At 71.2% G+C, this 14,081-nt stretch carries 11 protein-coding genes; 3 read left to right on the top strand and 8 right to left on the bottom strand.

Annotated features, from left to right (window positions below; all coding sequences use genetic code 11):
- Window positions 1-529: 529 nt before the first annotated feature.
- A complete protein-coding gene (locus Pph01_RS11910) occupies window positions 530-931 on the top strand; it encodes a hypothetical protein (protein WP_204073072.1) in 402 nt (133 codons plus the stop codon).
- 79 nt (window positions 932-1,010) lie between these two features.
- Here Pph01_RS11910 and Pph01_RS11905 read toward each other — a convergent pair whose 3' ends face one another.
- A complete protein-coding gene (locus Pph01_RS11905) occupies window positions 1,011-2,606 on the bottom strand; it encodes an ABC transporter substrate-binding protein (RefSeq protein ID WP_204073071.1) in 1,596 nt (531 codons plus the stop codon).
- A gap of 183 nt (window positions 2,607-2,789) precedes the next feature.
- Here Pph01_RS11905 and Pph01_RS11900 point away from each other — a divergent pair, with 183 nt between their 5' ends.
- A complete protein-coding gene (locus tag Pph01_RS11900; protein ID WP_204073070.1) occupies window positions 2,790-4,799 on the top strand; it encodes a sensor histidine kinase in 2,010 nt (669 codons plus the stop codon).
- Window positions 4,796-5,170, top strand: coding sequence for a DUF742 domain-containing protein (locus tag Pph01_RS11895; RefSeq protein WP_204073069.1), 375 nt, complete (start codon window positions 4,796-4,798; stop codon window positions 5,168-5,170). Before Pph01_RS11900 ends, Pph01_RS11895 begins: the two co-directional genes overlap by 4 nt.
- A 109-nt stretch (window positions 5,171-5,279) precedes the next feature.
- On the opposite strand, the gene Pph01_RS11890 is transcribed toward Pph01_RS11895, so the two are convergent.
- Genes Pph01_RS11890 through Pph01_RS11860 form a run of 7 tightly spaced genes read right to left on the bottom strand, consistent with a single transcriptional unit; the run spans window position 5,280 to window position 14,079 of the window.
- Entirely contained in the window at window positions 5,280-6,998 is a 1,719-nt protein-coding gene (locus tag Pph01_RS11890) for a hydantoinase B/oxoprolinase family protein (protein ID WP_204073068.1), read from the bottom strand.
- Window positions 6,995-8,998, bottom strand: coding sequence for a hydantoinase/oxoprolinase family protein (locus Pph01_RS11885; protein WP_204073067.1), 2,004 nt, complete (start codon window positions 8,996-8,998; stop codon window positions 6,995-6,997). The genes Pph01_RS11890 and Pph01_RS11885 overlap by 4 nt, the downstream gene beginning before the upstream one ends.
- A 43-nt stretch (window positions 8,999-9,041) precedes the next feature.
- A complete protein-coding gene (locus Pph01_RS11880) occupies window positions 9,042-10,460 on the bottom strand; it encodes a PucR family transcriptional regulator (protein WP_204073066.1) in 1,419 nt (472 codons plus the stop codon).
- Window positions 10,444-11,406 (bottom strand): ABC transporter ATP-binding protein, encoded by a 963-nt coding sequence (locus Pph01_RS11875; RefSeq protein ID WP_204073065.1) that lies wholly within the window; start codon window positions 11,404-11,406, stop codon window positions 10,444-10,446. The genes Pph01_RS11880 and Pph01_RS11875 overlap by 17 nt, the downstream gene beginning before the upstream one ends.
- Window positions 11,403-12,191, bottom strand: a complete 789-nt coding sequence (locus Pph01_RS11870; RefSeq protein WP_204073064.1) for an ATP-binding cassette domain-containing protein — start codon at window positions 12,189-12,191, stop codon at window positions 11,403-11,405. Before Pph01_RS11870 ends, Pph01_RS11875 begins: the two co-directional genes overlap by 4 nt.
- On the bottom strand, window positions 12,188-13,066 hold the full coding sequence (locus Pph01_RS11865) for an ABC transporter permease (protein ID WP_239116619.1): 879 nt from the start codon (window positions 13,064-13,066) through the stop codon (window positions 12,188-12,190). The genes Pph01_RS11870 and Pph01_RS11865 overlap by 4 nt, the downstream gene beginning before the upstream one ends.
- A complete protein-coding gene (locus Pph01_RS11860; protein ID WP_204073063.1) occupies window positions 13,063-14,079 on the bottom strand; it encodes an ABC transporter permease in 1,017 nt (338 codons plus the stop codon). The genes Pph01_RS11865 and Pph01_RS11860 overlap by 4 nt, the downstream gene beginning before the upstream one ends.
- Window positions 14,080-14,081: the final 2 nt, after the last annotated feature.

The following is a 14,081-nucleotide window of genomic DNA, read 5'->3' as shown; positions in this document are numbered from 1 at the left end:
GGAGTCACCGGCACCAGCCGGACGCACCCACAACACAACCACCGAAATGATCAGAAGGGGAGCGCCGAACCACGCCGACGACCACAAGATTAGCAGCCCTTGAGACCACCTTGATCCGATACGAGAGCACCCATCCGCATTGGGACGCTGTCCCCGGAGTTGCCCGCGATCGCTCGCTGTCGTCCTGCGACCGGCGGGCACTCGCGCGCACCCCTCTGAACCACCCCGGAAAGCCGTTCAAAGATGCAGGCTTCCAGGGACAACCGGATCGTTCTTTCAAGCATCTAAGTAGCGCGACGGCGAGCACGCCGGCGACGCGCAACGGATCGGGGAGAGGGACGGGCATGAGGGTCGAGGTGTCCACAACAGCGGGTTCGCTCGGGAGGGCCGCGCCCCGAAGCGAAGTCCCGGCCCCCGCGCAACCGGATGTCAAGTCGCCCGCAATCGCCTCGCGCTACGAAGAGGATGCGGGAGTCTTCACACGGCGGCAGCCAAGCCGCCTCTGCTCCCGCCGGTGGAGGTGGCCATCATGACGCGCTCGGAGTTCGACGACATTCGCGCACACATCGCGGCCGAGGACCCACGTTCGGGGGGTCTGCTGGAAATCGCCCGGGAGCTGCTCGACGACCTCGAGCAGGCGCGCATGCGCGAGTCGCTTCTGCGCACCTACTACTTAGGGTTGCTCACCGCCGCCCGCGCGACCGTGGCCGCGGACATGGCCGGCGACTCGTCACCGATGACGTTCCTGGAGCACGAGCTCGGCAAGCACGGGCAGATGCCGTCCGGCGAGCAGATCGAGCGAATCCTCTCGGACGCGCGCACCGCCCAGGCTCTCCTGGCCTGCCTCGGTGAGCCGGCCGCACCCCGGCGCTCCGTTCCGGCCCGCCTCGGCGGCCGCTGCGTGGGCGTCGCGCGCAAGCTGCGGGGCTGAGCGGGCTCAAGGCCTCCGAGGAGGCGCCAGGGGAACGACGGGGCCGGACCGGCCCCGTCCTCAGGGGGACAAGACCGGGTCATCCGCCAGGGATGAGGTCGTGCACGAACACCACGTTGGGATACGCCGGGTTGTCGGTGTATCCCTGGACGTTGCCGAGGTACGCCCGCTGGTAGTTCGACACCCAGGGAACCGCGACGACCGCGTTCTGGTCGATGAGCGTCCGCTGGAGTTCGAAGTACGCCTTCTCCGCGGCGGAACGATCCGTGGCCACGAGTGACGGCAGCTTGTCGATCTGGCTGTCCAGGGCCTTGCTCTTCAAGTAGGTGAGGTTGAACGACACCGGCTCGCCACTGTGGAAGACGTTGAGGAACCACGAGTACGCGTCGGCGTAGTCCGGCCACCAGTACATGACGAAGATGTCCTGGCGCTTGGTGGGATCCTTCGACTTGCCCTGGTCCCACTGCGCGTTCCACTGCATCGCCAGGGCGTTCACGTGGACGTTGAGCTGCCCGAGCGTCTGGGTGAGCTGGTCGACGAGCACCTGCTCGTCGTCGTCGCCCTGCGCGTAGGTCAGCGTCAGCTGGAGTTGCTTGCCGCCGGGTCCGTAGCCCGCCTGCTGGAGCAGTGCGGTCGCGCCGGGGATGTCCTGCTTGGGAGCGACCTTGCTGGAGTGACCGAGCAGACCCTCGGGCACCAGCCCGTTCGCGGTGGCTCCGGCGCCCTTGAGCGCCGTGATGAGGCCGTCGTAGTCGATCGCCTTCTGCACCGCCTGCCGGAGCCGTATGTCCTTGAGCGGACCCGACGCGGAGTTGAGGAGCACGAGCATGTTCTGGAATGAGGGGACCTGCAGCGTGCGCACTCCGGCCGTCATCTCGGCCTTGTGGTACAGGGCCGGGTTGAGCCGCTGCACGAAGCTCACCTCACCGCGCAGCAACTGCTGCCACGCCGTGTTGAGGTTGGGCGTGACGCGGAACTCGATGTTCTTGTAGTGCGCGCCGTCCCAGCCGCCCCAGTACCCCTCGAATGCGCGCAACGTGAGTTCGGTGCGCTGGCCCTTCTTCCACGTCCCGACCGTGTACGGCCCCGAGCCCGCGTCCTTGCCCTGCTGAAACCACTTCGTGAGGTCCCCCGAGCCGGCGGCCGCGGTGTCGTAGATGTAGGCGGAGTAGTCCGCCGAGGCGATCAGGTCGAGCGGGGCCGGGTACTTGAGCGTGAACTCGACCGTGAGCGGGTCCCGGACCGTGATGTTCTGCACGCAGTCCCAGATGTAGGCCGCGCCGCCCGCGAGCCGCTTGGTCCTCTCGATGGACGCCTTCACCGAGGCGGCGTCCACCGGCCTGCCGGTGTGGAACTTCACGCCGTCGCGCAGTGTGAAGGTCCAGGTCTTACCGTCCGACGACGATGTCCACCGGGTCGCGAGACGCGCTCCGGCGCGCTTGGTCACCGGGTTGTAGACCGTCAGCGAGTCGTAGACGTTCTGCATCGCGATCACCTCGTTGGAGTACGAGGTCGCGGGGTCCCAGTCGGTGATGACGTCCAGGTTGGACACGTAGACGAAGTTCGAGTCCTGGGGACTGGTGGTGGTTCCGGCGATGGTCTCGGCCACCGTTCCCCCACCGCAGCCGGTCAGGGCCAAGACGGCCACGAGGCCCAGGACGAGCAGACGGCGCATGCGGCGTGTGGTCCTTTCCACCATGAGCTACCATGATCGAAACTACCGCATGATCACGATTACCAACGATATTTCCTGACATCCCATCGCAGAACTCTCATTTGAAACATAGCGCTGATAATCTCTCCCCCTGTCTCACAAGAGATCAGCGGAAGCTCATCATCCCCATCGGGACGAGGTGCCATGAGTCCCCGTAGGCGTGACCGGTCGATCAGGTTCAGGCTCATCGGCCTGCTCGTGGTACCGCTCCTCTCGCTGGTGGCCCTGTGGGCCGTCACGGCCGGTGTCACCATCGGCGACAGTCTCCGGCTGCGGACCTACAACACCCTGTGGTCCACGCTCCGCCAGCCCGCCGACAAGCTGATCGTCGAACTCCAGCGGGAGCGGCTCGACTCCGCCCGCTATCTCGGGTCGGCCAATCACGCGGGCCGCTCCGACATGGAGGCGCAGCGGTTGCGCACCAACGCCGCCCGCGACTCGGTCCGGCGGCTCGCGCTCTCGGACTCCTCGCGCTCCGCGACGACGCCGGCCATGCGCGCCCAGGTGGACGAGATGCTGGGCGGACTGGGCCAGCTGGACGAGATCCGGGCGGAGATCGACGAGGGTCTGTCCGACCGCCTGCGTGCGATCGAGACCTACAACCTCGTCTCCGACTCGATCTACCGGATGCACTACAGCCTGGCGCTGATCGACGACATCCCGATCTACCAGCAGTCCCGCGTGGTCATCTCGCTCGGATACGCCAAGGAGCTGCTGACCCGAGAGCAGGCGATCGCCTCCGCCGCCGCTGCCTCCGGCACGATGACCGTCGAGGAGCGCAAGCTGTTCACCCAGCTCGTCGGCAACCGGCGCTTCCTCATCGACCAGGCCCTCCCCGAGCTGGACGAGGGCCTGCGGCAGATGAACGTCAACCTGATCACCACCCCGCTCTACCAGCGGCTCCGCCTGCAGGAAGAGAAGATCATCGCCGGCGGCGCACTCGGCCCCCGGACGGAACAGGTCTGGCAGACCACCTCCGACGACATCGCCGCGTCGTTCCAGCAGGCGCAGACGGACGCCGGCGCCAAGCTCACCGAGCGTGCGGCGCCCATCGCCGACTCGATCCTCACCCGAGCTGTCGTCGTAGGCGGCCTCGGACTGCTCGCGGTGATCGCCTCGATCCTCATCTCGATGCGCCTCGGCTCCCGCATCGCGCGTGAGCTGGCCACCCTGCGGCAGGCCGCGCTCGACCTCGCCAACGTACGGCTGCCGCGCGTGCTGGAGAAGCTCAAGAAGGGCGAGGACGTCGACATCGCCACCGAGGCTCCGCCGATGCCGGCCATCGGCGAGACCGCGGAGATCCAGGACGTCGGCCACGCCTTCTCGACCGTGCAGCAGACCGCCGTCGAGGCCGCGGTCGGGCAGGCCAAGCTCCAGAGGGGCGTCGGGCAGGTCTTCCTCAACCTGGCCAGGCGCAGCCAGACGCTGCTGCACCGGCAGCGCACCCAACTCGACGGCATGCAGCGCCGCACGACCGAGCCGGAGACCCTCGAGGACCTGTTCCGCCTCGACCACCTGACGACTCGCATGCGCCGCCACGCGGAAGGCCTGATCATCTTGTCGGGCTCGGTCCCCGGCCGGGCCTGGCGCAAGCCGGTCCCCCTGTACGACGTCGTACGCGGCGCGGCCGCCGAGGTCGAGGACTACGCGCGGGTGACCGTGTTCCCGATGGAGGAGCACCGGCTCGACGGCACGGTCGTGGCCGACGCCATCCACCTCATCGCCGAACTGATCGAGAACGCGACGATCTTCTCGCCGCCGCACACGTCGGTCTCGGTCCGCGGAGAGCTCGTGGGCAACGGCTTCGTGGTGGAGATCGAGGACCGCGGCCTGGGCATGACCCCCGAGCGGCTGGACGAGCTCAACGAGCGCCTGGCCAACCCGCCGGAGTTCGATCTCGCCGACACCGACCGGATGGGCCTGTTCGTGGTCTCCAGACTCGCCGCACGACGCGAGATCTCCGTGACGCTCCGGCCCTCGCCGTACGGGGGGACGACGGCGATCGTGCTCCTCCCGACGACGCTGATCGACTCTCCGAAGGATCCCGACCTCGCGCGCCTGGCGAATGACGAGGTCACGCCGGAGGACATCATTCTTGCCTCGCTGAGCCGGGGAACCCAAGACAACCAGGAGCCCGGCGAGGAGAGGTCATGACCGAGCGCACCCACCACGACCAGTGGCTGGACGAGGAGGCGGGGCCGCTCGTCCCTGCGTACGCCCTGACCCGCGGGCGAGTGCTGCCCGCGAACAAGGCGATCGACCTGGTTGCCATCGTGACCGCCACGGGCGGGCCGACCCCGGTCAGCCTCGGCCCGGAGCAGTGGATGATCCTCAGCCTCTGCGCCCGGGCGACCCCTCTGGCGGACATCGCGGCGGCGATCGACCTTCCCCTGGGCGTCGTGCGCGTGCTCGTCGGCGACCTGCACGAGCAGGGACTGGTCCAGGTGCGCCCGCCTGCGAGCGTTTCCCAGTTGCCGAGCGCGAGCATCCTGACCGAGGTGATCCACGGGCTTCGCGCCCTGTGACCCGGACGGCCGCGCGACCCGCTGGAAAAACACGGCACTGAAGACACGGCGCTGAAGACCGCTCGAAGGGGCCCACGCCATCAGTGGCGCCGGCCCCTCTGTCGCAGAACTAGAACGCGTGGGGGTAGTGCCGCCTCGCGTGCTCTTCGGTGATGTAGCCCTCCCGCAGATCAGTCTGGACGGCCTCGGGGTCCCGCTCGGACGGCGGGCCGTACCCGCCGCCCGACCCGGTGCGCAGATGCACGACCGCGTCCTTGGGCAGGAAGATCCGGGTCTTCAGGGAGAAGTCCTCCTCGCGCCCGTCGGGGTATTCGACGGTGAGCCGGTTGGGCCGTCCCGTCAGGCCGCCGGACAGGCCCCACGGCTCCAGGGCCGTCCTGGCCAGACCAGCGGTCAGGTACTGGTCCTCGAGCACGCGGAAGGACAGGTCCAGCCCCAGCCCGCCCCGGTAGGTCCCGGGGCCGCCCGAGTCCTCCGCCAGGGCGAGCCGCTCGATCCGCCAGGGGTTGCGTGCCTCCCAGATCTCGGCGGGCGTCAGGCGGGTGGCCGACTCGGAGATGTACATCAGCGCGCTGGCGCCGTCCGCGGTCGGTGAGGCGCCCTGCCCGACCGGGTGCGGCGCCCCGTCGGCCCAGGGTTCGCCGGTCGCCTCCCTGTTGCCCCACCACACCAGGGCGTTGATGTCGCCACCGCTCGCCGCCGGCACCGATCCGGGCACGGCGTCGGCCAGCGCGCGGATGATGAGCTCGATGGCGTGGTCGGACGGGATCCCGTACATGAAGCAGGGGGCCGGCCGTACGGGATGGAAGAGCGAGCCCCGCCTCGTGATCAGCTCGAGCGGCCGGAAGTGCCCTTCGTTGGGCTGCTCGCCCGAACCCGCGAGGAAGGCCACGGCGATCCGGACGGCTGCCACCGTCGAGGGGAGCGGGCAGTTGACCGGGCCGCCCACCTGGTCGGGGCTGTCGGTGAGGTCGACGGTCACCGACGAGCCGCTGATCGACACCTGGACGCCGAAGCGGATCGGCAGGCCGTTCACCCCGTCGGAGTCGATCGTGCTCTCCGCCGTGTAGACGCCGTCGGGCAGCTGCTCGAACCAGCCGCGCACCAGCGCCTCGCCGTGGGCGTACATGCGGGCCACGCATCGGCGGAAGGTGTCCAGGCCGTAGCGGCGCACGAGCGCGGCGAGCGCCTCGGCCCCCGTCCTTGCCCCGGCGACCATGGCGTTGATGTCCCCGATGACCATCTCCGGCATCCGGCTGTTGGCCAGGATCATCCGGTAGACGTCACTCACCAGGCGCCCTGCGTCGTAGAGCTTGACGCCGGGGAAGATGGTGCCCTCCTGGTGCACGTCGACGGTGTCGGTGCAGTAAGGGTCCTTGCCGCCGATGTCGAGCCAGTGCGCCTTGATCACCGCGTAGCCGACGAGGACCTCCCCCTCGCCCGCGAAGACCGGCACGACCATCGCGGCGTCCTGCGGGTGCGAGCCGGTCCCGTAGGGGTCGTTGTACAGGATCACGTCACCCGGGCTCAGGGCTCCCGCCCCGCCGACGGCCTCCACCGCCTCCTGCACGCAGAAGCCCAGCGTGCCCATGAACGCGGGCAGGGTCGGCGCCTGGGAGAGCATGCACAGGTCGACGTCGTAGAACGCGACGGCGAAGTCCAGCGCCTCGTAGATGATCGGCGAGAACGCGGTGCGGATCAGCGACTGCTTCATCTGCTCGGCGGCGGCGTTGAGCCCCTGGCGGATGATCTCCGTGGTCACCGGGTCGGCTCCGTCGCCGAGCCCGGGGTTCACCTCGGTGTAGCGGGTGCGGACGATGCTCGTCATCGGTCGCCGTCCTTCCGTGTGATCAGCAGACAGCCGCTGGGATGCGCCTCCGCGGTGAAGCCCGCGTCCACATAGGTCGTCGCGGTGGGTTCCACCACCAGGAGCGGGCCCTCCGCGGGCCCGGAGAATCCCTCTCTCGGCACGACCTGGGCGTCGGTCCAGGCGCGCCGGCTGAACGACCACAGCCGGGTCGTCGCCCCGGTGGACGCGCCCGACGGCGGCGCGGGCACCAGCGGGCGCGCCGCGTCGAGCACGATCCTCGTGGTCGCCCTGACGGTGACCACCTCCAGCGGGTCGGGCAGCTGGTGGCCGAACGTTCGGCGGTAGGCCTCGGAGAACCGGTCCGCGACGGCCGCGACGTCGTCCTCGCCCAGGCGCAGGGGGATCGTCAGCGTGTGCTCCTGGCCGCGGTGGCGCAGGTCCAGGTCGACTTCCCGTACGGCTCCCGCGGTGGAGAGCCGTTCGAACAGCGCGCCGGCCATCGCCTCGATCGCCGGCAGCGCCTCCTCGTCGAGGGGCCGGACCATTGTCCGGGCCGCAGAGCGCACGATGTCGGCCTGGACAAGCCCGACGGCCGAGAAGTTGCCCGCGTTCGGCGGGACCACGACCGTGTCGACGTCGAGTTCGACCGCGAGGAGGCAGCCGAACAGCGGGCCCGCGCCGCCGAAGGCCACGATGGCCGCGCCGCGCGGGTCGACGCCCCGTTCGACCGTCACGCCGCGCACCGCCTGGGCCATGTTCGCCGCGGCGATCCTGATGACACCCTCGGCCACGCCGTCGGTGCCGGCGATCCCCGTCGGCTCCGCCAGCGGCGCAAGGACCTCGGCGGCCTTCTCCGGGGAAAGGGAGATCCCGCCGGAGATGTGACCCGCGGTGATCATGCCGAGGTGCAGGGCGGCGTCGGTGACCGTCGGCTCCGTGCCGCCGCGCAGGTACGACGCGGGGCCGGGCACGGCGCCCGCGCTGCGCGGGCCAACGCGGAGCAGGCCGCCCGCGTCGGCGACCGCGACGGACCCGCCGCCCGCGCCCACCGACCGGACGTCGACCCAGGGGCTCTGCAGCGGAAGCCCGACGACCTCGCCCTGGAACAGCAGGGGAAGCCTGCCGTCCTCGATCAGGGCAGTGTCGAAGCTGGTGCCGCCGACGTCGGCGGCAACGGCCGTGCGGAGGCCGAGGGTCTGCGACAGCCTCGCGGTGGCGACAGCCCCGGCGACCGGTCCCGACAGGATGGTCTCGAACGGCCGCGCGGCCGCCTCCGCGAGGGTGAGCGCGCCGCCGCCCGACCTGGTCACGAGAAGTTCGCCGGCGAATCCGCGCTCGCGCAGTTCACGCTCGAGATTGTGCAGGTAGGGGCCCATCCGATGGCGGACGAAGGCGTCCACGACCGTGGTGCACGTCCGCTCGTACTCCCGGTACTCCCCCGACACGTCGTGCGACAGCGAGATCGGCCCGTCGAACCCCGCCTCGCGGAGCAGCTCGCCCGCCAGCACCTCGTGGGCCGGGTTGGCGTAGGAGTTCATCAACACGATCGCCACGGCGTCGACTCCCTCGGCCGCGAACAGCCGGGCCGCCTGCCGTACGCTCTCGGGATCGAGCTCCCGGACCACCGTGCCGTCCGCGGCGACGCGCTCGGCGGCTTCGGCCCGCAGGCGTCGCGGGACGAGGGGCGGGGGCGGCGTCCAGAACAGGTCATAGGGGTCGTCGCGGTCGCCGCGCCGGAGCTCCAGCACGTCGCGGAACCCTGCCGTGGTGATCAGACCCACCGTCGCGCCGCGGCGTTCGAGCAGCGCGTTCAGGCCGACGGTGGTTCCGTGGACGAAGTGGCCGCTGCGGGCCAGAAGTTCGGGAGGCACCGCCGCGTCCACCGCGGCCAGCACTCCGAGCTCGGGCGCGGCCGGCGTGGTGGGCTGCTTGGCCACCCTGATCTCGCCTGTCGCCGCGTCGTGAAGCACGAGGTCCGTGAAGGTTCCGCCGACGTCCACTCCGATGACCGTTGCCATGACTGGCAACGTAGGACCACGGTGAGGCCCCGTCGATGTGGCCTCACAACGACGAGACGGCGTCCGTTGTGCCGGGGAGACATTCCCGATCGAGAACGACGTGGCAGGCCACGTGGAGCGCGAACCGGGTCTGCGCGTCCGACAGGTCGGCGCCGAGCGCCTCACTGATGCGCCTGATCCGGTGGGCCACCGCGTTCGGGTGCAGATTGAGCAGCTCGGCGGCCCTGGTCCGCGATCCCCAGCTGTCCAGGTACGCCTTGAGAGTGGGCACCGCGTGATCCGCGAGCACGCCGAGGCCGTCCAGGGGGGCCAGCATGTCCCGCGCGGCGACCAGCGCGCTGTCGCTGCCGCCCAGCTCCGCGAGGATCGCGTGGACCCCCAGCCGGTCGAATCGCGCCGCTTCGCCCGCGGCCGCCCGGGCGGCCGCCGCCCTCGCCTGCGACGCCGTACGGCGCAGCCCGTCCGGGCCGGGCTGGCAGGTGCCGATCCCGGCGGTCAGCCGGGGCCAGGCGTCGGCCGGCAGGTCGCCGGTGGTCCGCTCGTCCGTCGTCAGGAGAACGAGGATGCCGTCCTGCCAGCGGGTGACGACCGGAGCCCCGGCGAGGTCCTCGTCCCAGGACGCCGTGGCCACCGCTCTGCGCACCCGCCGGGTCACGGCCTCGGCAGGGCCTGCGGGGGACGCGGGATCACGCAGGAAGACCGCCACGTGCCAGCCTTCCACCGGAACGCCCTCGTGCCGCGCGCGGCGGCCGGCCGTCCGGACCTCCTTCACCCCGGCGCGCAACAGGGTGAGCACCGCCTGCTCGCGGGCGCCCTCGGCGGCGCGCGCGGACGCGCGGACGCGGCCGAGGGTGGTGGCGACGACTCCCGCGACGATGGCGGCGGCGGGGTCCTCCCCGTCCCAGCACACGTAGCCGTCAGGGCGGCCGTCGACCCGGATCACCGCGGAGTTGGCGGACGGCCCGGCGACCTCCGCCACGCCGTACACCACGCCTATCGCTCCCGACGCCGCCCGGAGGATGTCGTCCTCCCCGGCCCCCTCGATGGCGCCGAGCCCTTCGATCGCGTCACGGGTGCGTCGCAGCAGGAGGCTGGGGTCGGCTCGCAGCACCGCGCTGAGCCCGAGGACGGTCTCCGAGAGCGGCTGGTCGGAGGCGCCCGCCAGCAGCGCGACTCCGGCCCTGCGCGCCGCGCCGACGATGTCCGGCGAGGTGCCCGACGGGCCGGGCACCACGATCGCGGCCAGTTCCCTGCGGCCGGCGACGGTCAGCGCCTCGAGGACGCCCGCTCCGTGCATGGCGTGGCGGGACAGGATGGCGAGCGCCCCCCGTGCGGCCGACTCCAGTTCGCGCATCTCGTCGACCAGGATGACGCTCTCGACCGGCCGGGCGTCCCAGGGGCCCGCGACGAGCGTCAGGCGCCGACCCGCGGGCGTCCGAAGCAGGTCACTTACGTGGTGCATGGGGGACCTCACCTTCGGCCAGCACGTCCTCGGCGCGATGACATGCCACCATACGCCCCTGTACGTCCCGGATCTGCGGTGCCTCCTTCCCACACACGTCCACGGCGAACGGGCACCGCAACCGGAACGGGCAACCCGACTCGGCCGGCGTCGCCTCGGTCCGCCCTGCCGGGCGGGGCGGCTCCCCGCCCAGCCGCGGGACGGCGTCGCGCAACGCCAGGGTGTACGGGTGGGCGGGACGGGTGAGCAGGTCCGTCGTCGGACCCGACTCCACCACCCTGCCGGCGAACAACACGTGCGACGTACGGCAGAGCCGATCGACGACGCCGAGGTTGTGCGTGATGAGCAGGTACCCGAGGCCGTGCTCCGCCGCGAGCCGCTCCAGAAGGTCGAGGATCCTCGCCTGGACGGTCACGTCGAGCGCGCTCGTCGGCTCGTCGAGCACGAGCAGGCGGGGCTCAACGGCCAGGGCGCGGGCGATCGCGACCCGCTGCCGCTGGCCGCCCGACATCTGGTGGGGCTTGCGCGCGGTCAGGGCCGGATCGAGGCCGACGTCGGTCAGGAGTTCGGCCACCTTCGCGCGGCGGTCGGCCTTCGTCATCCGGTGGTGCGTCGTCAGCGCCTCGCCGATCGACGCCTCCACGGTCATCCGGGGATCGAGCGCCTCGCTGCCGTCCTGGAAGACGGGCTGCACGTCGCTGCGGAACCGGGCCCGCTCCTTGCGGTCGAGCGACGTCAGGTCGCGCGAGCCGTACGTGATCGTGCCGGAGCGCGGGCGCAGCAGGCCCAGCAGGGCGCGGGCGAGCGTGGTCTTGCCCGAGCCGCTCTCGCCGATGAGGCCGATCCCGCCCTCGCCGATCGACAGGCTGACATCGTGGACGACGGCCGTGTGCCCGTAGGCCAGGGTGACCGCCTCGGCGCCCAGCACGGCGGGCCGCTCGCTCATGTCTCCTCCTCGCCCTGCCGCTCACCGGCGTGACCGGGGAGCCGGGGAACCGCCGCGATCAGCTCGCGCGTGTAGGCGTCACTCGGCCGGCTGAAGACGGCGTCGGCGTGGCCGCTCTCCACCACGGCGCCCTCCTTCATGACCACGACCCGGTCCGCGATCGTGGAGACGAGGGCCAGGTCGTGGGAGACGAACAGCACGGCGAGGCCGCGCTCGTCGCGCAGCCGCCGCAGCACGGCGACGACCTCGGCCTGCACGGTCACGTCGAGCGCGCTCGTCGGCTCGTCGGCCAGGATCACCTCGGCGCCGAGCGCCAGTGCCAGCGCGATGGCGAACCGTTGCGCCTGCCCTCCGGACACCTGGTGCGGATAGCGCCGGAGGATGAGGGGATCGAGCAGCACCGCCGCGACCGCCTCCTCCGCCCGGCGTCGCGCCTCGCCGCCCTTGACCCCGTGCCGGGCGAGCGCGCGGCGCATCAGCGTGCCGAGCCGCATCGTGGGGTTGAGCGCGGCCTGGGGGCTCTGCATGACGAGCGCGGCCCGCGAGCCGCGGATCCGCAGGAGGTCGGCGGGTGCGGCCGTGAGCACGTCGACGTCTCCGACACGGACCTCTCCGGAGACGGCCGCGCCCTCCACCAGGCCGAGCGTGGCGAGCAGCGTCGTCGTCTTGCCCGACCCGCTCTCACCGACGATGGCCACGCACTCTCCGGCGGCCACGTCGAGTTCGGGGACGGACGCGATCACCCGGTCGCCGATTCTGACGGCGAGGTTCCTGATCCTGATCATCGCGCCAGCCTCGCCCTCAGCCCCTCGCCGAGCACGTTGAAGGCGAAGGCCGTGATGAGGATGGCCACGCCGGGACAGGTGACGACCCACCAGTCGGTGGTGAACAGCGACTGGCCCTGCTGGACCATGAGCCCCCATTCGGAGGTCGGCTCGTGGGCGCCCAGGCCCAGATAGGACAGGGCGGCCGCGGTGAGGATGACGCCGCCGCCGTCGAGCGACAACTGCACGAGGACGGGCGTCAGGGAGTTCGGCAGGACGTGCCGGAAGACGATGACCGGCGCCGGGACCCCCAGGCAGCGTGCGGAGTCGACGAACCCGCGGGTGGACACCGAGGCCGCCACCGAGGCGGTGAGCCTGGCGTACCACGGCCACCAGGTGACGGAGATGGCCACGATCACCGTCGTGACACTCGGCTGGAGCACCACGGCGAGGGCGAGCGAGAGCAGCAGCGCGGGGAACGCGAGGAAGACGTCGGTGACGCGCATGATCACGTCGCGCACCCAGCCCCCGGCGTATCCCGCCACGACGCCGAGGACGACCCCGACCACGCCGGCGATCACCAGCACGGCCACCGCGATCAGCAGCGACGTCCGCGCGCCGTACAGGACCCGGCTGAGCACGTCGCGGCCGACCTGGTCGGTCCCGAACCAGTGCGCTCCGCTCGGCGGCAGCAGCGCCTCCAGCGGGTGCGTGGCCGAGCCGCCGTCGTCCGGGTACGGCGCGATCAGCGGGGCCAGCAGCGCGGCGAGCACGATGACCGCGAGCAGCACCGCGCCCACGGTGGCCAGCCGGTCCATCCCCGCGAGGCCGCGCAGTGCCGTACGGCGAAGCTGCGGCTGGAGCGTTGGAGCCCCGGCCGGGCCTGAGATGGTCATCGTGACCTCACCCTCGGGTCGATCACGCCCTGGACCAGGTCCACGGCCAGGTTGGCGACGACGTACAGGATCGCGACCAGCAGGGTGACCCCGGCGATCGACGGGGTGTCCAGCGAGCGGATGGAGTCGGCGGCGTAGCGGCCGAGCCCCGGCCAGTTGAACACGGCCTCGACGAGGAAGCCGTTCACGATCGAGTACGCGAAGACGAGGGCGATGAGCGACAACACCGGGTTCAGCGCCGGGCGAAGGGCGAAGCGGGTGAGCACCGAGGTCTCGCCGAAGCCGAGGGCGCGTTCGAGCCGGGCGTGGTCGCGGGACGACTCCTCGATCAGGGCGGCACGGGTCATCTGGGCGATGACGCCGGACGGGTAGGCCGCGATCACCAGAGCGGGCAGCACGAGGTGCGCGAGTGTGCTGCCCAGGATCGGCCAGTTGCCGGTGAACAGCGCGTCCACGGCGGTGATGTTCGTGTAGACGTGCAGGGGGCTCGTGTTGTCGAGGTTCGCGTCGTACTCCCCCGCGACCGGGAACCAGCCCAGGCCGCTGGCGAAGAGGGTCTGCAGGGCGAGGGCGAGCCAGAACACGGGCACGGAGACGGCCAGCATCGAGGAGACCCGAATCGAAAGATCCGGAAATTTCCCCTTATAGCGGGCGGCTGCGACCCCCAGTGGGATTCCCACCACGATGGCGACGACCAGCGCGGCGCCGACCAGCTCCAAGGACGCGGGGAACGCCTGGAACAGGTCGTCGCGGACCGGCTGCCGGGTGTGCAGGCTCACACCCCAGTCCCCGCCGAGCAGGTCGCGCACGTAGTTCCAGAGCTGGACCGGCAGCGAGTCGTCCAGCCCGAACCGAGCGCGCGCCGCGGCGAGCTCCGCCGGAGACGCCCTCGGCCCCGCGTACGCCACGGCCGGATCCCCGGGGACCAGCCGCATGATGACGAACGTGAGGATGACCACACCGGCCACGACCAGGACAGCCTGGCCGAGCCGGCGGGTCAGATAACGGAGCATGC

It is taken from the genome of Planotetraspora phitsanulokensis, assembly GCF_016863295.1.
GTDB classification, from domain to species: domain Bacteria; phylum Actinomycetota; class Actinomycetes; order Streptosporangiales; family Streptosporangiaceae; genus Planotetraspora; species Planotetraspora phitsanulokensis.
The sequence above is the reverse complement of the archived record's forward strand: the minus strand, read 5'-3'. Positions and strand labels throughout refer to the sequence as shown.